The sequence below is a fragment of the Pseudaeromonas pectinilytica genome (assembly GCF_054780855.1).
This window is the reverse complement of the sequence record NZ_BAAGVN010000013.1, coordinates 54,232-73,304: the sequence shown is the minus strand read 5'-3', so window position 1 is coordinate 73,304 and position 19,073 is coordinate 54,232. Positions and strand designations below refer to the sequence as shown.

At 51.4% G+C, this 19,073-nt stretch carries 18 protein-coding genes; 6 read left to right on the top strand and 12 right to left on the bottom strand.

Annotated features, from left to right (window positions below; all coding sequences use genetic code 11):
* Positions 1-6: 6 nt before the first annotated feature.
* From ACYVG7_RS01355 to ACYVG7_RS01335, 5 genes are read left to right on the top strand one after another with little or no spacing between them, the layout of a single operon-like run.
* Entirely contained in the window at positions 7-1,683 is a 1,677-nt protein-coding gene (locus ACYVG7_RS01355) for a DUF262 domain-containing protein (RefSeq protein ID WP_460881457.1), read from the top strand.
* Positions 1,684-1,740: 57 nt separating this feature from the next.
* Complete coding sequence (locus tag ACYVG7_RS01350) at positions 1,741-3,021, top strand: AAA family ATPase (RefSeq protein WP_460881456.1); 1,281 nt, start codon at positions 1,741-1,743, stop codon at positions 3,019-3,021.
* The gene (locus ACYVG7_RS01345; protein WP_460881455.1) at positions 3,018-3,617 is read left to right on the top strand and encodes an HNH endonuclease family protein; all 600 of its coding nucleotides are present in this window, start codon (positions 3,018-3,020) and stop codon (positions 3,615-3,617) included. The genes ACYVG7_RS01350 and ACYVG7_RS01345 overlap by 4 nt, the downstream gene beginning before the upstream one ends.
* 33 nt (positions 3,618-3,650) lie before the next feature.
* Complete coding sequence (gene pglZ, locus ACYVG7_RS01340) at positions 3,651-5,714, top strand: BREX-1 system phosphatase PglZ type B (protein WP_460881454.1); 2,064 nt, start codon at positions 3,651-3,653, stop codon at positions 5,712-5,714.
* Between the two features lie 11 nt (positions 5,715-5,725).
* The gene (locus tag ACYVG7_RS01335; RefSeq protein WP_460881453.1) at positions 5,726-7,090 is read left to right on the top strand and encodes a DUF4145 domain-containing protein; all 1,365 of its coding nucleotides are present in this window, start codon (positions 5,726-5,728) and stop codon (positions 7,088-7,090) included.
* Between the two features lie 11 nt (positions 7,091-7,101).
* On the opposite strand, the gene ACYVG7_RS01330 is transcribed toward ACYVG7_RS01335, so the two are convergent.
* The 9 genes from ACYVG7_RS01330 to ACYVG7_RS01290 form a co-directional block, all read right to left on the bottom strand.
* The gene (locus tag ACYVG7_RS01330; protein ID WP_460881452.1) at positions 7,102-8,952 is read right to left on the bottom strand and encodes a DEAD/DEAH box helicase family protein; all 1,851 of its coding nucleotides are present in this window, start codon (positions 8,950-8,952) and stop codon (positions 7,102-7,104) included.
* A 14-nt stretch (positions 8,953-8,966) separates the two neighbouring features.
* A complete protein-coding gene (locus ACYVG7_RS01325) occupies positions 8,967-10,964 on the bottom strand; it encodes a DEAD/DEAH box helicase family protein (RefSeq protein WP_460881451.1) in 1,998 nt (665 codons plus the stop codon).
* 167 nt (positions 10,965-11,131) lie between these two features.
* The gene (radC, locus tag ACYVG7_RS01320; protein WP_460881450.1) at positions 11,132-11,629 is read right to left on the bottom strand and encodes a RadC family protein; all 498 of its coding nucleotides are present in this window, start codon (positions 11,627-11,629) and stop codon (positions 11,132-11,134) included.
* A gap of 82 nt (positions 11,630-11,711) precedes the next feature.
* A complete protein-coding gene (locus ACYVG7_RS01315; protein ID WP_460881449.1) occupies positions 11,712-12,161 on the bottom strand; it encodes a hypothetical protein in 450 nt (149 codons plus the stop codon).
* Between the two features lie 10 nt (positions 12,162-12,171).
* Positions 12,172-12,591: a DUF2787 family protein gene (locus ACYVG7_RS01310; RefSeq protein WP_460881448.1), complete on the bottom strand. Its 420-nt coding sequence runs from the start codon at positions 12,589-12,591 to the stop codon at positions 12,172-12,174.
* On the bottom strand, positions 12,575-12,961 hold the full coding sequence (locus tag ACYVG7_RS01305) for a YkvA family protein (RefSeq protein ID WP_460881447.1): 387 nt from the start codon (positions 12,959-12,961) through the stop codon (positions 12,575-12,577). Before ACYVG7_RS01305 ends, ACYVG7_RS01310 begins: the two co-directional genes overlap by 17 nt.
* A 126-nt stretch (positions 12,962-13,087) precedes the next feature.
* Positions 13,088-13,837, bottom strand: a complete 750-nt coding sequence (locus tag ACYVG7_RS01300) for a hypothetical protein (RefSeq protein WP_460881446.1) — start codon at positions 13,835-13,837, stop codon at positions 13,088-13,090.
* A gap of 179 nt (positions 13,838-14,016) precedes the next feature.
* A complete protein-coding gene (locus ACYVG7_RS01295; protein WP_460881445.1) occupies positions 14,017-14,568 on the bottom strand; it encodes a DUF4339 domain-containing protein in 552 nt (183 codons plus the stop codon).
* Between the two features lie 408 nt (positions 14,569-14,976).
* On the bottom strand, positions 14,977-15,312 hold the full coding sequence (locus tag ACYVG7_RS01290; protein ID WP_460881444.1) for a hypothetical protein: 336 nt from the start codon (positions 15,310-15,312) through the stop codon (positions 14,977-14,979).
* Between the two features lie 211 nt (positions 15,313-15,523).
* On the opposite strand from ACYVG7_RS01290, the gene ACYVG7_RS01285 reads away from it, so the two are divergent.
* Positions 15,524-15,880, top strand: coding sequence for a helix-turn-helix domain-containing protein (locus ACYVG7_RS01285; RefSeq protein WP_460881443.1), 357 nt, complete (start codon positions 15,524-15,526; stop codon positions 15,878-15,880).
* A 101-nt stretch (positions 15,881-15,981) separates the two neighbouring features.
* Here ACYVG7_RS01285 and ACYVG7_RS01280 read toward each other — a convergent pair whose 3' ends face one another.
* From ACYVG7_RS01280 to ACYVG7_RS01270, 3 genes are all read right to left on the bottom strand, one after another.
* A complete protein-coding gene (locus ACYVG7_RS01280; protein WP_460881442.1) occupies positions 15,982-16,914 on the bottom strand; it encodes a recombination directionality factor in 933 nt (310 codons plus the stop codon).
* Complete coding sequence (locus tag ACYVG7_RS01275) at positions 16,911-17,900, bottom strand: YqaJ viral recombinase family nuclease (protein WP_460881441.1); 990 nt, start codon at positions 17,898-17,900, stop codon at positions 16,911-16,913. Before ACYVG7_RS01275 ends, ACYVG7_RS01280 begins: the two co-directional genes overlap by 4 nt.
* Positions 17,901-18,038: 138 nt before the next feature.
* On the bottom strand, positions 18,039-19,001 hold the full coding sequence (locus tag ACYVG7_RS01270; protein ID WP_460881440.1) for a DUF932 domain-containing protein: 963 nt from the start codon (positions 18,999-19,001) through the stop codon (positions 18,039-18,041).
* Positions 19,002-19,073 lie beyond the last annotated feature (72 nt).

The following is a 19,073-nucleotide window of genomic DNA, read 5'->3' as shown; positions in this document are numbered from 1 at the left end:
GGATATATGTCTAAAAAAATCACTGGTGCCGAATATCCATTGAGCAAAATTTTTAGCTCGGATTTTCACTATGAAATTCCACCTTATCAGCGGCCCTATGCCTGGACGACTGAACAAGCTGGCGAACTGTTTGATGATCTTTATGATTTTTATCAGAATGAGCGTGAGGATAGCTATTTTCTGGGTAGTATCGTCCTTATCAAAGAAGAGAACCTTCCCCACTCATATGTCATCGATGGTCAACAGCGGTTAACAACGCTGACGATCTTCATTGCGGCCTTGACCTCGCTGTTAAGCGGCAGCGATCGTGATGAGTGCCTGACCTATGTCATGGAGCCTGGTAAGCGTCTACAAGGCATTGAAGCCAAGCCACGATTGAAACTTCGCCCTCGAGATAAGGACTTTTTCACCGAGACAGTGCAAAGCCTCAAGTTTGATGCCTTAGCCGCCAAACCTGATGCGGCGTTAGAAAATGAGTCACAAAAGCACATTAAAAATAACTCTGCTCTGTTACTAAATCGGCTGAAAAATAACTTTGCGACCCAAGAGCAACTACTGGAATTCGGCATATTTTTAATGACACGCTGCTTTTTGGTGGTGGTATCAACGCCAAGTCAACAATCTGCGTTTCGGGTCTTTTCCGTACTGAACAATCGAGGCCTCGATTTACTGCCTAGCGACATCATCAAGGCGGAGGCAATAGGTAAGATATCTGAGTCAAAAAGAGATAGCTTCAATGACCGATGGGAAGAGATTGAAGTTGATACCGGCCGCGATGGACTCAATGATCTGCTTGGTTTTATTCGAATGATTTACGCCAAGAGCAAGGCAAAGCGTTCTTTGCTCGAAGAGTTTAAGGAGCATGTTTTATCAAAATCAATATCAGCCGAATCATTAATTGATGATGTGATAGAGCCTTATGCTCAGGCGTATATGAAGGCCAAGTTCTCCTGTTACGAGTCCAGCCACAATGCTGGGGAGATCAATGCGCTCTTCAACTGGTTAAATCGTATTGATAACGCAGATTGGTTGCCTGTAGCCATAAGCTATTTAGAGCGATATGGTGACGATCATGGTGCAATTTTGACATTCATTCGAGATTTGGAGTGTCTAGCAGCTCAAATGCATATCACTGCTGCCAATATCAATCAGCGAATTGAACGCTATGCCGAAGTATTGAATGAGATCGAGCAGAGTAACGGCCCTGCCATTGAGAGCATAAAACTCAAAACTGGTGAGAAACGTGACTTTGCAGAGGTAATAAGCAGTGATGTCTATTTTCTGACTGCGAAAAGAAGAAACTATTTGTTATTGCGGGTGGACTCTTTCTTGAGTGATGGCGCTGCGAGTTATAACTATAACGTGCTGACTATTGAACATGTCTTGCCACAAACTGTGGCCTCGGGTTCAGAGTGGGAGAGTTGGTGGCCGAGATCATTGGATCGTGAGTATTGGTTGCATAAGCTGGGTAACCTGGTGCCATTAACAAGAACAAAGAACTCTGCTGCATCGAATTACAATTTTGATAAAAAGAAAGTCAGTTATTTCACCGGTAGATCGGGTGTGAGTTCTTATGTTCTTACCTCACAGGTTTTGGGAGAGGCTCAGTGGACGCCTGACATAGTTGAAAATCGGCAAAAAATGCTTGTGAACGTCTGTAAACAGAATTGGAATTTGCATTAGTATGCAGCCTCTGCAGTCGTACATTAGTTTCAATGCCCGCGAGAAAGAGAGGACGCCATGATCCACAGCTTAAGTACAGATAATGTCGGACCCTCCGCCCAGATGTCGCTGACCTTTGGTCAGCGGCTTAATCTGCTAACTGGCGACAACGGGCTAGGTAAGAGCTTTCTGCTGGATATCGTCTGGTGGTCGCTAACCCGTAAATGGCCTGCCGAAATCAACCCCAAACTCACCGCAGGCAAAAAGGCGCTGCCTGCAGCCGAAGGGGAAGCGCGCATCAGCTTCTCGTTTACTGGCAAGAGTAAAGTGGAGCAGTACGACAGCAGCTATGTGCGGCGCGAGCAGAGCTGGACCGGGCGTTCGGGCCGTCCAGCGAATCCTGGTTTGGTGCTCTATGCCATGGCTGATGGCAGTTTTGCGGTGTGGGATCCGCATCGCAACTACTGGCGCACCCAAGGCGATCTGGATATTCAAGAGCGATTGCCCGCCTATGTCTTAAGCCCCAGCGAGGTGTGGGATGGACTGGCCAGTGGTGAGAGCACCTGGTTGTGCAATGGCCTGATCCGCGATCTGGCCAGTTGGCAAAAAGAAAAAGGGGCTGCCTTCAAGCATCTGAAGGCGGTGCTCCAGGCGCTTTCCCCGACGCCTGACGAGCTCCTCACATTAGGCGACCTGACCCGGATCAGCCTGGATGATGCGCGCGATATGCCCACCATCCGGATGCCGTATCAAAAGGATGTTCCCGTGGTACATGCCTCCTCGGGCATGCGCCGCATCCTGGCCCTGGCTTATCTGCTGGTTTGGGCCTGGCAGGAGCATCAGCAAGCCGCCAAGCAGCTCGGTGAGCCGGTCACGCCGCAGATCACCTTTCTGGTCGACGAGATTGAGTCCCACCTGCACCCCAGTTGGCAACGCAGCATAGTGCCCACGCTGCTGACCGTGATGGCACAGTTGGATAAGCACGCCAAGGTGCAGCTGATCACTGCAACCCACTCGCCTTTGGTGATGGCTTCCGTCGAACCATTGTTTGATGACAATCAGGATGCTTGGTTTGATCTGGATCTTTGCCAAGGCAAAGTGGAGCTCACTCAGCGTGATTTCGAAAAACAGGGCGATGTAGTCAATTGGCTGACCAGCGAGGCCTTCGATCTGCCCAGTGGGCGACCCAAAGAATACGAACAGCTGATCGATAAGGCTTCGGCACTCTTGGCGCAACCGGCTCCCGATTCCCAGGAGTTAGCTGCCATGTATCAGAAATTGCTACTCGCGTTAAAACCGACCGATGAGTTTTTGTTTCGCTGGCGCGCCATCTGCGATAAGAAGGGTTGGTTGTCATGATCCCGGTACAACTGCAACCCGAGCCTGCTGATTTTAATGCCGAGGTTCGCCAAAAAGGGCGAGATTGGTTAGCCACCAAAGGTATTGCGTTGACTGCGGCACCACCCAAGGCATCGGATCTGCCCAACTATTGGACGCACTCCAACAAGCAGCTCTGGGACGCTTACAGCGGCATCTGTTCCTATTTGGCGATATTTTTTGAATGGACGACCGGTGCCGCCTCGACCGATCATTTTGTCGCTAAATCCCAGAATGCTGGGGAGGCTTATGAGTGGAGCAACTATCGACTCAGTGCCTTGGGGCCCAATCGCAATAAAAACAAGTTTGATGATGTGCTGGACCCTGTGGGTCTGGCACCCGTCACCTTTGTGATTAACTTTGCTTCGGGAGAGATTTTGCCCAACCCCGCATTATCTGCAGCAGATCACATTGCGGCACAAGCCACTATTGACCGCCTAAAACTTGATAGTGAAGAACATAGACGGATGCGTGCTAGCCATTTTGGTGATTACCTAGCGAATGACTGTTCATTGGATTTTTTAGCGAGAAAGTCGCCATTTGTGCATGCCGAAATTGTGCGTCAAGGGCTGGTTTAGCCCGAACCCTATACCGGATAAGTAGAGAGCAAGATGCAAGTTATCGATTATCTCGTTGCGCAGCTGCGGCAGTGCAGTCAGTTTAATTCCGCCGCCCAGGTAGCACCTGCCGTGGTGTTGTGGACCGATGAGACTCGCCAATGGCAGTCGGCGATGCCGGTGATCAAACGCTATTTGCCTGAGTTGTTGGAGCTTGGTGATTACCAGCCGCAAGATAGAACCGGCCCGGCGATCTGGCTCAAGTGCGTGATTGCCGGAACCTTGCCCGAACTGACCTTGCCCAATGACAGGATACCGATCCTCTATTTACCAGGCGTCGGACGTAAAGATCTACGCGCCATTTCACAGTGCCCAGCCTGGCTACAGCCGTTGGCGGAGCTGCAATATCGCGGCTGTTGGTGGGCCTATAACACAGCCGGGCGGGATTGGACGGTCAGCTCGTTTCTGACCAATCCCAAGGTCGGTTTGGCGCTGGATGTGGCCAAAGACAGTCGAGCCCAATCGGCTTTGCTATCTGTGCTGCCTGATCTGTTGGAAAGCCAGGTGGAAGGCCTCAAAGGCAAAAAAATTGAGACCTCGGATCTGCTGGCTTTGGCTGGTGGCGACCCAATCAAGAATCTGCTGACGTGGCTGGAAGCGCCCACCGAGAGTGAGGCGCAATGGCGTGCGGCTGGGCATTGGGATCATTTTGTCGGTCAATGTGCCGACAGTTTTGGCGTCGAGCTGGCAAAGGCGGACATAGCGACACTGTTGAGCTTGCTGTGCGAGGGGAAGGGGCCCTGGGAGCCGGTTTGGCAGCGTTTTGCCGATACGGCGCAGCATCATCCTCAGCTAATCAAAGCCTTGTTGGCCGTGCAGCCTGCGGATCTACTGTGTGAAGAGAGCCATTACTGTAGCGAGAATGCGCGTGCTGAAGCTGCCTTGGCGCAACAGTTACAAGCGCTGGCCGAAGAGGCCTCGTCGACCCTGAGGCAACAGCTTCTGGCACTGGATGAAGAACATGCCGAGCGCAGAGCCTGGTTATGGAGCAGTTTTGGATTGTCGCCATGGGCCAAGGTGTTACAGCCGTTGGTACAGATAGCTCAACTGACCCAGCAGCAGCCCGGTGGGGCGAATGTCGCCAGCATGGCCGAGCTGTATCAGCAGCGGCTGTGGCAGGTGGATGCAGCGGCACTGGAGGCGATGGCGTTAGCGGTGGATGGCGTGATGCAACACTGTATCGCAGCCCTGTTAGCCCAGATCTATACCCCCTGGCTTGAGGCGTTGACGCTGCGCTTTCAACAATTGGTGCGCGAAGAGGGATACCCAGGTAAACCGGGTGTGCAGGAGCCACCAGCCCGTTATCAGGTGGAGAGTGCGGCGTTCTTTTTTGTCGATGGGCTGCGCTTTGATCTGGCTCACCGCCTGCAGGAAAAATTACAGCAAAGTAGCCTCTCTTGCTCGCTGGATACCCGTTGGAGTGCTCTGCCAAGCCTAACGGCGACCGCCAAGGCGGCGGTGACTCCGTTGAGCGAGCAGCTAACCGGCGCGCTCGATAACGAAGATTTTATTCCCATTTTCGCCGAAGGCGGCAGCAGCTTTAGTTCTCATCATTTCAAAAAGGCCCTGGCGCAGATGGGGTGGCAGTATCTGGAAGGCCTGGACTGTGGCGATCCGGCACAAGGCCATGCCTGGTTGCAAACGGGTGATATCGATAACCTAGGCCATCAACGTCAGCAATTGCTGCCTCAGGTCATAGAGCCCGTGCTCAATACTGTGGTTGAGCGTGTGTGCGGTCTGTTTGCTGCAGGCTGGCGCAAGGTGGTGATAGTGACCGATCACGGCTGGCTTTGGGCGCCGGAAGGGTTACCCAAGAGTGACCTGGATAAGTTTATGGCGCAAAAGCGTCTAGCACGCTGTGCCATCTTAAAAGGCAATGTGCAGACGGCAGCACTGAAAATGCCCTGGCATTGGAACCCTAATGTGACGTTAGCCATGGCGCCAGGGATCTCGGTCTTTACCGCCGGGGATTATTACAACCACGGTGGCCTTAGCCTGCAGGAGTGTTTAACACCCGTGCTGCAGGTGGTGGCTGAATCGTCTGATAAAAAATTGTGATGATGGTGAGTATGGAAACTAGAACCATAACGGATGTGGACTTTTTCTTGCAGTTGGGTGCAGATATTGGGAACTGGTACAACGAGGCTGTCGAGGTTCAGAGCTTATTCCCTGATTTATCGTTAATGCGATTTCGACAAGTCATCGAGGCGCTGTGTAAACAGATGGCTCATGCTGCCAATGTAAATCTGTTTAATAGTGACAACCTATATGATTCGATACAGGAACTGACTCAGGCTAGGATTATTAGTAAGTCAGCGGCGGATAAGCTTCACCGGGTGCGTATAGCTGCCAATAGCCGGGTTCACGCTAAAGATAATGAAGGGGATAAACGGGTAAGCAAAGATATAGCCATCAAGGTTCGAGATATAATGGTTTCGTTACTGGCCGATATTGGCCCAGTCCTATACCCAAATGAAGGTGGCTATACTTATACCCCCAAAACAATAAAAACGAGAGAGCGGGATGAAATAATTTCAAAAGGATTGAACTCACTCGAAGCAAAAGACAAATTTTTAGCCGGATTAGCATTTCAGGAAAATGCGGATGATTATGCTGGTTCACTGTCTGGTCTTGTGTTAACCGAAAAGCAAAGAGTTCATGTTGGCAGTTTAACAGCCAGCGCCGCTCGATTTCTAAAATCGGCAATTGAAATTGATGCGGAGCTCGATGACATTCCCATTCCCCATTGGGCTACACCAGAAAAATATAACTCAATAGTCTATTCCAGAGCCAAGGTTGAATATTTATATAACTTTGCTCTGATTGCCTATGACCTAGATGAGCAATATGGATTCAGACGTGATGCGGAAAGAGCTATTCAGGCGGCGGCAGATAAGGGGCATCTTCCATCTATAGCAATGCTAGGTGTCCATAAGTACAGAAGTCGTGATTACAAGGAAGCCTATACTTTATTAACTAAGGCGGCAGAGGTAGGGGAATTAATTGCATTAAGATATTTGTACTTTTATTTTGTAGAAGGGGAGGCGTGTGAGGTCGATGAAGAAGAGGCAAAAAAATATATTCAAAAAGCGATAGATCTCGGGTGTGTTACATCAATGTACCAGTATGGTGTCGACCTTGACTCAGGCCTCAAATTAAATAAAAACAAATCACAAGCTATGTATTATCTACAGTGTGCTGCTGATGCAGGAGATGCCCCAGCGAAGCGATACCTATCAATGGGAGGAGTTGAAGGTTTTGCGAGCGCCATGCAGCAACAATTTATTAATCTGATATCAGCAATGGATAGTCAAAACAACAATAATAAGAACAGTAGCACATTCATTCGAGGGAACAAAATTGGTGTAAATGAGTTGTGTCCATGCGGCTCAGGACGGAAATATAAAAAATGTTGCAAGAAAAATGGTATGTAGAGGGTTGTGTTTCATTTGAATATTGAGCTTTCACGTAGTCTAGAGTTCGACATGGATTTTTCGATGTTAGATGTTTCAGAAAGCTCTCCTCTCTTAAAAAGAACAATAACCGCAGAATCAAACGCACAGCCTAACAATTCACTGACTTCATGCATATCATCTTCATCCATGGTCCGCTTATATGCATCGATTTGGCCAGAAAGGTTATAGATGCTAAAAATAGACGCCATGATGCGTTTATCCTCGGTCGTTTCGCCACCGCCAGGATTAACCACGGTATTAAACTCCAAGCGTTCGCCATCATTGAGCATCTTGATAAATTTTAGGGTTCTATTTTTGGCGCAGCTTTCGGTATAGTCGTTATAGGTTGCACCATTGACCCACTGAGCCTTGATCCAATTTTGTTTTTCACCACGTAAGGCTCGGCCTCGTTTTATAAATGGCCCACCATCCTTAAGTAATTCGTCACGAATATAGGTGATGGCATCCAGGTAATCACTATCTTGGGTATAGCGTGTAAAATCGAAATCAGGTTGTGCAAGGTGGGCTGGTACAACCAAATAGCCTGCAGTGATATAGATCTTACTGTCATCCAATTTTGTGCTGATACTGGATTCTGTGCACGCAGAGATGCTTAGGCCACGATCAAAGGCGGTCACCTGATATCGTGAGCAAATTGCTTCAAAGACCTGATGCAGTTTTTCAAAATCACAGCCTTCGGTTTGTTCTTCGAGGGCATCAAGAAGATCGCTATAGGCACCGATGGCATCTAAATTGGTATAGTGTAGTGCCGATCTGTTGTGATGATAGCCACAAGCTCTACCAATATTTGCTTGTACCACAGCAGCAATATTAGCGATAGTACTATCCCAGGAGTTTATTAATTCCTCTTTCATCTGTTGCCCGAAATTAATGCCAGCCCGGAAACCTGCTACGGTAATGGCAATTAATTTTTCATCAAATAATCTGGCTGCATCGTAGGCAATCTTCAGATCTTGAATCGTGCTTATCTCATCATCTTCAACACCCGTCAATTTCTGACCAATAATCAAAATTTGATCTTCGCTAATCCCTTGGTCAATCAACATGCTCTTAGCCGTAGCGGCTAATCCATTGGAAACACGGACTAAGCTCCAGCCTGGTCCGGGGTGCTCGTTAAATTGCCGGATAAATCGACGGCGCAGCAAGGAGTCCTGACAAAAATCGCGCTGTGTGGTATCGAGTTTTACTATTTGATGATTCTTGTGCATCTGACGAATGCCGTGATAATCGGCACTGGTTTTATGAAAAACCAATTTCGTGTGATAGTGATGGCGTAATATGGAATCACTACCGGCTGCAAACAAGGCGCTAAATGGTGTTGCGGAAATTAAGGCCACATTGCAGGCTGGGTTTTCTAAATCGAGATACTCAAATATTCGTCCGTAACGGATCCCATCCTGATGGCTGCCGTAGTGGCATTCATCAATGATAATAAGTTTAGGTGCTTGATACTTAAATTCGTTAGCAATCGCCTGTTTGAAGTTGGTGAAGTTACTAACAACCAGGTTGGGGCATAACGCAAAATCGCTCTTGGCTTGTTCTAATAGCGCGACATCTGCCATGGTGACTAAATAGAGCGTGTCTTTGAGTAAACGGCGATTACAAATATCTTCGTCAGAGAGGGAATGTCGCTGCAGACAACTTAGTGCCAGCGCGATACCAGACTTGCCTGATTGCATTTCGGCAGCCACCACCACAGCTCTGGCCCCTTCACGAAAAAGGCTATAAGCACGTTCAGCAGCTGTACGCTGGTGTTCATAGGTCGCTTGCGTGAGCACAGAGGCAATCTTTTCTCGATGACGTAATGCCTGGTTATTCATCTCTCTGACCTCGATTATCTATTGCGCTCAGTTTCAGAGAATTGAGACTCATCATTGATGGTGGTTTCATATTCTGGCTTCTGATTCTCAGCCATTTTTCTGCGGCTTATTACATCGTTGTATTCGCCACGTTTAAACAGTACCATCATGGTGTCATCAGGATCGATGTTGAAATGGTGACACATTTCATGCACATCTTCGTCCGTCATAATTCGTTTAGTGACATTATCCCGCCGTGACATGTTATAAATGCTAAATACTGTCGCAGTGACCAATTTTTGCTCTGTGTATTCGCCAGAACCAGGCATGACAACGGTATTAAACTCAAGCGGAATAGCATCATCGAGCATGCGAGTGAATTTTAATGTCCGCTCTTTCATGGTACCATCTTTAAGCGCTTTTTCTTTATTGTCGTAGGTGTCACCATTGACCCATTGCGCTTTCACCCAGTTTTTCTTGGCGCCACGCATGGCACGAGATGATTTAACGGCAGGACCACCACCTTTTAGCAGCTCTTCTCGAAGTAATGCGATTGCCTGCAAAAACAATTTATCATCGGTATGCTTTTTATAATCGTAATCTGGCTCGAATAGTTTTGCTGGCACGGCAATATAGCTGTCAGTCATATAGGTTTCGACATCACCAATGGGGCGACGCTTCTTGTTTTTAACCGTTAACCCGACATCTAGTCCGTTGACATTGAACTCTTGACAGACTTCCTCAAAGAACGCTTTAAGACCATCAAAGTCAGAGGCGGTATGCTCGTCTGTGTTTTTATCTAAGTAATCCAGGATGGCAGCATATGCCTGGGTGGAATTCAAACTGGTGAAATGGTATGCCTCTTTATTTTTGTGGTAACCACAGGCTCTACCAATGTTGGCTTGCACAACGGCGGCTACACTGGTAACCGTGCTATCCCAGGTGGCAATTAATCTTTGCTTCATGTCTTGACCAAAGTTGATGCCAGCACGGCAGCCTGCAACCGTAATCGCTATGAGTTTTTCATCAAAGTCGATGCAGTCATCAAATTCTTTTTTAAATTGTTCTATGGTGGTCAATTGATCTTCAGGAACGCCGCTTAAATCCTTGCCAAGGATAAATATGTTCTCCTCGGCAAATCCGGATTCAATAAATCCACTTTTAGCATCCATGGCCGCGCCTGGTGGAACACGCACCAAGACCCATCCTGCGCCATCATGAGCATGCAATAGTGATAGAAGTTTGTCTCGGGCGGATGATTCGAATAGGAAGTTACGTGAGTCGCTATCTAATGAGATTACCTTATTGTTTTCCAGCATCTCACGAATGCCATAGTACTCATTGCTTGTGCGGTGGAAAACCAATTTGGTGTTAAAATCTCGACGCAAAATAGAATTTTTTGCCGCTTCTTCTGCTATTTCTGCTGCTTGTTTGGCACCATTTTTATCTTTGTTATGAATGGCTATCTGCTCTTCATGTTTCGCTGCATCATACTCAGTTTCTGCGGCATATAGCGCACCGAAAGGAGTGGCGGATATAAAGACGACTTTACACTCTTTATTCTCTTTTTCTAGATAATCGAAGACCTTGCAATAACGAACAGCCGAGGCGTTTGAGCCATAATGACATTCATCGATCAGGATGAGTTTTGGTGGGTTGCCTTTAAAATTACGCTCCAGATCCTGTTCGAAGCGAACGAAGTTACTGACCACCACATTTTTTGCATCGGCGAGATCTTTTTCTGCCTGGTCAATCAGAGCAATGTCAGGCATGGTCACCATGTACAAGGTGTCTTTGAGCTTTGAACGATTACATAAATCTTCGTCAGCAAGAGAGAGGCGCTGTAAGCAACACAAGGCCAAGGCCACCCCTGATTTTCCCGCTTGCATCTCGGCGGCGGTGATCACAGCGCGGACCGGGTATTTGAGTGCTGCGAAGCTCTTGCGAGCTGCTTCGCGTTGATGATCATGGAGTTTGGTGCTGTTCAGTACATCCAGGACTTTTTGGCGCAGATTTTGTACTTTGGCGTTCATCTTCGGGTGACTCAACTGGGATCGCTATTGAGCTTTTATACTTTAGATGGCTCCTTATTTCATTAACTGTTGATGCAATAGTCGCTTGATTTTTATTGGATCTTTGAAAAATCGCCTTTCCAATGCAGGTGTAATGTCCCCATCAGCTCAAAAGCTGATGGGCTTTGCTATATCCAGCCCCGCTCTGCCATCGATACTCTTCCTTCTATTCCTATTACTAGATGATCCAGTACGCGGATTTCGACAATAGCCAGCGCGGCTTGTAGCCGCTCGGTGAGTGCCCGATCGGCTCGACTCGGCTCAGGCAAGCCGGATGGATGGTTGTGTACCAGGATCACTGCTGCCGCGTTGCAGGCCAGCGCAGCCTTGACCACTTCACGCGGGTAGACGGAAGCGGCATCCAGAGTGCCTTGGAACAATTCCTCGAACTTGATGACGCGGTGCTGACTATCCAAAAATAGGATGGCGAATACCTCGCGCTCATAACCCTGCAGTAGGGTTTGCAGGCAACTGTAGGTGAGGCTTGGCGAGGTGAGGGCTTTGCCCTTGGTCACGCGGGCTCGAGCCAGTCGATTGGCCATAGCCAATATTTCCTCGGTGGTAACGGGTTCGGTGAGGACATAGGTGCCCTGGGTTTCTCCGGCTTTGAATTTGTTGGTTGGCATGGTGCTGTCTCCAAAATAAAACATCCCCCGGCTGGTTGGCCGGGGGATGTTTTGGGGTTTATGTCGGTTTTGTCGGAATGGACTAGGGCGAGTGGTGTCTGTTGAGGTGATTTGTGCCTGTACGCAGTGGTCGCGCCAGGTAATCGGTGTGGATGGTTACCGTGCCCTGGATAAGTTGCTGGTGGAGCGCGAGCAGCGCCTGCTCCAGTACGGGCGCTGAGGCATCCGCAAGGGGATTGGCCTGCAAGTGCCAGAACTGGTGACGTTCGGCATCAAAGCTCAGCTCCTCCACTGTCTTGCGCTGGTCGTAGAAGTCACTGGCGTTGGTCAGTCCGACCAACTGCCAGGTAAGTCCAGACCACACCAGATGCAGGGTGGTGGATTGCGGTAACTGCGACAGACTGACCGGCGGGGTTGGCGTCAGATGCAGTAACCAGTGTTCGCCATCAAACTTGGGCTCGAGCCCGGCTTGGCGGGCCCAGTGTTGCAGTCTGATGGATGCGGATATCGAAAGAGGGAGCGTCGCAGTCATGACGGGTCTCCTAGTGACCATCGATGGTGACGTTGAAGCACTGCATCAGGGAATAGAAGAGGAAGTTGCGTTGCCACAACGTGAAGGCATCACAAGCCTCACGCAGTTGCAGCCGTCCCCATCCCAGCATGAAGTACTCGCCATCGAGCAGATTGAAATCCAGCTCTTTGCACAGCGGTGAGTCAGGCCCCTGAAAACAAAAGTCGGTTACTGAATCCACAAGCCAGCCGTTGAGACCGCGCACCAATCGAATATGGACTGGATGAAACCCGCCCCGCTCTGGGCTATAGCCAGGGTCCTCAAATCGCAGTGTCATGACGGTGACGTCTTCAAGGCAGATATCTGCCTGCGTGGTTTCGTGACGCAGCAGGGCCAGTAACTCGTCGCTGACCGGCAGCGGGAGTGAGTGCGTATCAAAGTCTAGACTCATGGTGACCTCCGGATACGGGAGCCGTGGGTGCGCCAAGAAGCTTGTCGAGTGCAAGGGTGACCCGTCGCCGGATGTCGTTTGTGATGTGATGCTGAAGCTTGGCCAGTACGGCACTGAGGACAGCCAGGTCATCGGTCAGCCCTAATGGCAGGACGTCCGGGATGGCATCCATGGGGGTGATGAAGTACAGCAGGGCGCTGTAGATGCAGAGCTTTTCCCAACGCGGGAGGCTGGGTTGTTGCGCCGCGAAGTACAACAGCAAGCTGATTTCGAGAAGATGGCGGCTGGCGTACTGGGCGATACGCCGTAATTTGTGCCAAAAGCCTCGCGGCTCCTGCGGCGTTTGCGGGGTGAGTGTTGAGAATGACATAGTCTGTCTCCTTCACGAGCTTGGGAAATAAAAAGAGGAGGCGCGTGGCCTCCTCTGGATTGGGACTATCGGGTAACGAAGCATCGGGTGATGAAGCGTGTTCGTCGACGGTGTTACTGCTCGGGGTTATTCAAAGCCGAACTCGGCAGGGCCGCGGTCCGTCATGACCACGGCCTCCAGGATGTTGCAGGCATTGGGGATGATGTAGAACTGATGACTCTTGCCGAAGGCGAGGCGCATGGGATAGTTATCCTTGAGGGTGGAGCAGTTGCCTCGATTAATCGTTACGCCGGTGATGACCAGCATGTCGGTCTTGCTGATCACCTCCAATGTCAGGCGGTTGTATTCATCGCGATAGACGCGCGCACCCAACTCATCGCCTCGAATGGTATTGGCTTGGGGGGCATCCTGCGTAGCCGGAGCATCCTCCTCTAGGCTCTCCATCAAGCAGCCAAATTCTGGGGTGCCCGTGGCAGGTAGGGCGCTTGCCGCTTCGGCAGTGGGCAAGGCGAGTGTTTTTCCATCCTGAGTCTCCAGCGTGATGGTTTTTGCTTGTCGCAGTTGGTTCCACATCTGATAGAAATTGTTGGCACCAACACGTGAGCTCGTCTCGTAGGGTGTGGAATAGCGTGTGCCATTCACAATCAGGTCGAATGACTGAGCCCCGTAGGAGCCATATTCTTTTCCGGCAATCTTGGCAATCATGCTGACCGCGTTGATGTCATTACAAGCAATATAAATGCTGTTATTTTCATCAACCGCGGCTGTGTATTCGCTGGTGCCTTGGCCCCAGCCACTGGACCAGCGCCCCGTTTCACCGTAAGCATGGGCGTACGTAGATAACAGCAGGCTGGATATCAAAATGATAGTTTTCATGGAATGTACTCCTTCATGCGGTCCATTCGAGGTGACCGGCAAACCGTGTGAGCGTCTCCCACCCGAACGCATCCATGACTCATGGGTGATCAGGGCGTTGTTGGATGTGCATGTGCCGTTGCTGAGGTCACGGGCTTGGCACATTCGTCCGGGTGGGAGAGATGAGATGGATGAGGTGGTTAGCCGTTACAACTACTCAGCATGATGAGGGCAAATGTGACGACCCAGCACCAGAAGTAGACAGGCTTTTGTTGCAGAGCCTTGGCTCGTTTCCACAGGTAAACCGGGACCAGCCACGCCATCTTGCCGTACTGAGTTGTATCGACCCCGGCCTTCTTCAGCGAGCGTTCATCCCAGTAGCTCAGCGCAATGTTGATGATGAGGGTGATGTAGAAGAACTCGCCTTCTGCTACAGCCCGCATGGCGCGGTGTTCACCGTTGTAAACCGCTCCGGCAACAAAACCCTCGCAGAAGATGCCAATAATCGGCGCAAAGGCCAAAATCCAGACCAGCGTATTACTGATGACCACAGAGGGCAGAGCGGGTGGCTGGGTCGGTGGTGGTATTTGGGACGCAAGTGGTGTGGCGTGCAGAGGCTGCCACTGGGTCAGACTTTGGTGCCACACCAGGGTCTGGGTGCTGATGTCACCGCTGCCGACCAACCCGATTAATTGCGCTTCCATGACCGGACCAATTCGTTGGCCATTCTTTTCGTAAAACCATTCACTCATTGGGTGACTCCTGTTCGTGTGATTGAGTTGGTTGTGGTGTGACTTCGGCCGCATGACGGCACGCAGCCTAAGGGTCAGAAAATTCCCTAATGAGACCCCATTGAGTTGATATTCAACTTGTTGGGTTATTGATGCCAATGGGTCTACAGTCAACCATTCAGGGTGGGTTTGGGATGTGTGACGGGCATTCATGTGGAGGAATTCTCCAATGTGGCAGGACGAGCGATTGGGTGTTAACGAGTGCCTGAATATCGGTTTTGACTTCAGTTGGGCAAACTCGTATCGAGCGCCGCCTCGTCGGTGAGTGGAGCGTGAAACAAAATGAGGAGGCAAGAGCCTCCCCATGGGGTATTTGTCGTTACTCGGTATTCGACTCTGTTTTTCAACATGAGCAAACGCAGTGCCTAGTTACTTTTTGTAAAGCACGCTGAGGGAGTTATCCACCAGATGTTTGACTATTTCATAGTCCGGGTTATAGGTGGCGAGGTTGTGTGCGGCGATGGAAATCGCTGAGGCGACTCCGGCCACACCCGTAATGCCACCGAAAATACTGGCACCCGCAGCGGCAATTCGGCCCTTGGTGTACACCCTGCATTTTAATCCTGCTGGCTCTATCGCATTTTCAATTTTTTGAATGGCACTACTCATTCGGCCGGATAATCCGATGACTTCGAAAGAGCTCCGAGAGCGGATCAAGGTGTTCAACTTGTCAGTATTCAAGTCGTCATAATTCAGCTTTTCCATGTGTTACTTGCTCCCATCTCAGGATATGAAGGCTTCTGGTGAATTGGCCTGGTATCGATGACTTCCATGCTGTCCAGAGAACTGACCACTTGGCGTCACGGTTAAGTCGACTGAACAACATGATAATCAACCTAACAGGTCTCTAGTCTACCTTTTGAGTCCTTATCGTCAATGGGTCTATGGCCAACCATAAAGGTTGACTGGAGGACTTATGACAGACATCAATCCTGAACAGCTTGCCAAGACGGTTGGCAGAGCTATTGCTCGTCAGCGTCAGCATGCTGGCTTGACTCAAGAGCAGGTTGCGGAGCACCTCAATATCGGGATGGAAGCCGTATCTCGGATGGAGCGAGGGATTGTGGTTCCGACCGTCATACGGCTGGCAGAGCTCGCTCAGTTATTTAAGTGCGAACTGGCGGACTTTTTGCGCGAGAGCAGTAATCGCCCTACCGAGCAGGGGATTGTACTGAGCCAGCAACTGGCTCGGCTCGATGATGCGGACCGACTCTTGTTGTTGGAAACTGTTGAGCGCTTGGTGGATCGACTGGCCGAGCCCAAGTCATCATAGAGCTCAGGCAAATAGCGATTACCGTCGCGGTTGTGACCCCTTGAACCCCAAGGGCGCAACCGATGGCGCCCCTGGGGTTGAATCGCTTTTGGGGAAACACGTCAGTGTGGAGCTCCCAGCTTGCTGGTCAGTCGGGACTGACGGATGGGCGTGGTGGGTTTGGGTTTAACCGCCGTAGGTGCAGGCGATGCTATGTCGCTGGTCTGAGTCGGTGGGTTTTCCGTTTCTGCCTCGGGATAAAATTCCTCCAGCATCTGCGGGATATCTTCCTCTGTTTCTTCAAACTGACCATTGCCCAGCAGCGCTCGGGCCATGGCTTCTAGCGCTTCGGTGTCGACCCCGGCCTCTTGTTGGCGCTCGGCCTCCTGCCGGGCGGCTTGGACGCTTTGCGCCAAGGTGCTGTCATCGCGCAACGTCAAATCCACGTAGTAGACCGGCGTGCGGTACGAGAGCGTAGTGCTCTTGGCGCGTAGGCGCAGCAGCAACGGTAGATAGCGAGTAGCCTGCCCGCTCACCGCCTCGAAGTAACGCAATCGAGCCGCCAGGGTGCGTACTGAGTTATAGCCGGTGGTGCGAAAGATAAAGCTGCCCAGCTCATCCTGCTGACCGTCGATTTGCACGTTCAGTCGACCATAGAGCTTGCAACCGGCCTGCTTGGCAAACGGGCAGCGGTCAGGTCCGGGGCAACTGACTTCTTCCAATCCCTCAGTCGTGACTCGTCGCGCCGTCTCACCATTGCCGACACACACCGGTCGGCCGCTGCTGCGGTCAAAGGCGCTGTACTCGGCTCTTAAGTTCAGCTCGGAGTCATTGAACAGTAACCGCACCGGGATGGCTCGGAGCTTGCCGTTAGCCGCTTGCTCGCTGTACTGCTGATGCAGCGGATGCAATACCCAGCCGTTGCGACCCTGTACCTGAGTGGTCAGGGTAAAGCTGTCATCCTTCTCCGGTATCCACTTCTCACCCTTTTGCACCAGATGGCCAATGCTGATGCGCCCAATCACCGGTGGGGTAATCGCCAGTCCTTTAATCATGATGCGCTCCTTCTATCCGTCTGAATCACAAAGCGCCGACTACCCGCAATCGGCTTGCTGTACTGCTGCACAATTTCTGGGTGCTCGGTACTGAGTCGGTCGATATCCGGAGCTACCCGGTCTTTGCTCTTCTTCCAGGTCACCTTGCCACCCGCGAACAGCGCCGTGGTGGCATCCCCCAAGGCATTCTGTACCCGCTGCTTGAGCTGGGACTCCTGAGCTTCGGTCTGCTCCTTGATGTCGCGCAATTTCAGCAAGTCGGCAAACAACTGACAAAACTCGGCCGAGTCGGTGAAATCTACCGACAGGCCATTGTCCTGCGGATAGAGCCACTGCAGCGCTATACCTGCATCACTCGAGCCATCGGGCTCGGGTTGCACATCCTCGGTGACACAGCGCCAGAACGCAGCCTCACGGGCTAGCAAGTCGGCTATCTTGTTCTCATCGCGCTCAATGCGATAAATCCGAAAGTCCTGCCCACCAATCAGCACGGCGACATCGGCCCAGGCTAGGCCTGTTACCGCCAACTGATGTAACACCTGACACTGATAGGCCACCGGCACGCCCTCTTCCCACTGCGGGGCCGAGTGGTAACTGGCAGTTTTGATTTCGAGGATTCCGGTCCCCTCCGGCAGGCCAATCACCTCGCGGTCGAGATTGGCCAGCAGATAGGGAAACTCCGGATGCTGCAGTACGGCATTCACGCGGCGTACTTTACGGCCAGTACGCTCGGCATAGACAGAAGCCAATACTGGCTCCAGGACTGTGCCCCACAGCACGGCCTCTTTAGCTGACAAGTCCTCGGGCTGCTTGCGCCCGGTCTTTTCCAACCACAGGCTCAGTGCGCTCTTGTACGGCGACAAGCCCACTGCGACAGCGGCATCAGACGAACCAATGCCCTGCTGGCGGATATTCAGCCATTCTTCACGGGATAAACCGACGGTAGAAGCCAGACGGATAGCCTGACCATAGCGTTGTTGTTTCATAACGGACTCCAAAACAAAACGCCCCGACAAGCCGAAGCCTGCCGGGGCGAGACGTGATAAGGGGGATTCAAATTGCGGGCATAAGTGCTGGTGTGGTTGCGGGTATAAACGCGGGTAGAAAACCAAACCCGGAGACGATTACTGCAGTAGCGCCAATGCCTGGGTCATGGCCTGTTGCTTCAGCTGAGCACCCTGCCCAAACCAGGCGGAATCCAACCGATAATCCTGATTACGCGCCCGGCGTCGATGGTCAACAAACTCAGTCATGGCATTGACCAGCCCCCAGGCGGTATTGCGACTGGACGAGAGCGTTGAACCGAGCCCGGTACCCTGATACAGACTCAGAACTTGCTGCAGGGTGCGGGAGGGCTCCAACGCTGACGGATTACCATCATCGGCCAGCGGCTCACCCAGCACGGTGCGAAAGTAGGCATCGGCTTCACTGCGCGATACCGGCCGCTGACTCAACTCCTTCAACGAGCGCATAAAGCTGTCCCAACTGGACAGCCCCAGACCCAGCGCATTCTTCACTGCTGCCGCATCAAACTGCGTGGAGTGGGGGACCTTGACCGCACCCTTACTGTCACCGGTCGCCATCTGCAGCGTGTTGTTGCATACCACCCTTACGGAGGTGAACTGAGCCGTGGTACACAGCGAGCCATCACAGCTGGTAGCCAGCAGCAGATAAGCCTTAACGGTATCCCCACCGCGCAATGCCGACTCCTGGCCGGTGCGCGCTAAGGCCCACAACTTGCGCCCGCCCTTCAAGACTCCTGCAGTTTCCAGCTCAAACCCTCCGGCCTTGACCAAATCCTTGTAGAAGCCCAGCACCTCATCCGGCTGAACCACCTTGTAGCGATTCGACACCACCGACAGTGGTGCCAGCGTATCGGAGCGGTACAGCACTTTGGCGTCTGTATGGGGTCGGATATGCAGGCCATCCGGTGCCACATTAAACAGCACATCACTCTGCGCGATATGCCAATCCATCCCGGCTTCAACCAGCCAGGTCTGCAACGGTTGATGGGCACTCAGACGATTGCCCAGACCATGCCAGGGCGTATCACCAACATACGCCATCGATTCGACGAGATGAGCCATAGAGCCTCCTGTGAACATGAAAATCACACGCCAGAAGAACGGCTCCTCCGGCGATCCACTGGGGGGATATAG

Coding starts and splice junctions, on each gene's coding strand:
- ACYVG7_RS01275 (WP_460881441.1), bottom strand. CDS start 17,900: ATGAAACAACAACGCTATGGTCAGGCTATCCGTCTGGCTTCTACCGTC.
- ACYVG7_RS01315 (WP_460881449.1), bottom strand. CDS start 12,161: ATGACTGCGACGCTCCCTCTTTCGATATCCGCATCCATCAGACTGCAA.
- ACYVG7_RS01290 (WP_460881444.1), bottom strand. CDS start 15,312: ATGGAAAAGCTGAATTATGACGACTTGAATACTGACAAGTTGAACACC.
- ACYVG7_RS01345 (WP_460881455.1), top strand. CDS start 3,018: ATGATCCCGGTACAACTGCAACCCGAGCCTGCTGATTTTAATGCCGAG.
- ACYVG7_RS01350 (WP_460881456.1), top strand. CDS start 1,741: ATGATCCACAGCTTAAGTACAGATAATGTCGGACCCTCCGCCCAGATG.
- ACYVG7_RS01305 (WP_460881447.1), bottom strand. CDS start 12,961: ATGTCATTCTCAACACTCACCCCGCAAACGCCGCAGGAGCCGCGAGGC.
- ACYVG7_RS01310 (WP_460881448.1), bottom strand. CDS start 12,591: ATGAGTCTAGACTTTGATACGCACTCACTCCCGCTGCCGGTCAGCGAC.
- ACYVG7_RS01355 (WP_460881457.1), top strand. CDS start 7: ATGTCTAAAAAAATCACTGGTGCCGAATATCCATTGAGCAAAATTTTT.
- ACYVG7_RS01335 (WP_460881453.1), top strand. CDS start 5,726: ATGGAAACTAGAACCATAACGGATGTGGACTTTTTCTTGCAGTTGGGT.
- ACYVG7_RS01325 (WP_460881451.1), bottom strand. CDS start 10,964: ATGAACGCCAAAGTACAAAATCTGCGCCAAAAAGTCCTGGATGTACTG.
- ACYVG7_RS01295 (WP_460881445.1), bottom strand. CDS start 14,568: ATGAGTGAATGGTTTTACGAAAAGAATGGCCAACGAATTGGTCCGGTC.
- ACYVG7_RS01280 (WP_460881442.1), bottom strand. CDS start 16,914: ATGATTAAAGGACTGGCGATTACCCCACCGGTGATTGGGCGCATCAGC.
- ACYVG7_RS01330 (WP_460881452.1), bottom strand. CDS start 8,952: ATGAATAACCAGGCATTACGTCATCGAGAAAAGATTGCCTCTGTGCTC.
- ACYVG7_RS01270 (WP_460881440.1), bottom strand. CDS start 19,001: ATGGCTCATCTCGTCGAATCGATGGCGTATGTTGGTGATACGCCCTGG.
- ACYVG7_RS01285 (WP_460881443.1), top strand. CDS start 15,524: ATGACAGACATCAATCCTGAACAGCTTGCCAAGACGGTTGGCAGAGCT.
- pglZ (WP_460881454.1), top strand. CDS start 3,651: ATGCAAGTTATCGATTATCTCGTTGCGCAGCTGCGGCAGTGCAGTCAG.
- radC (WP_460881450.1), bottom strand. CDS start 11,629: ATGCCAACCAACAAATTCAAAGCCGGAGAAACCCAGGGCACCTATGTC.
- ACYVG7_RS01300 (WP_460881446.1), bottom strand. CDS start 13,837: ATGAAAACTATCATTTTGATATCCAGCCTGCTGTTATCTACGTACGCC.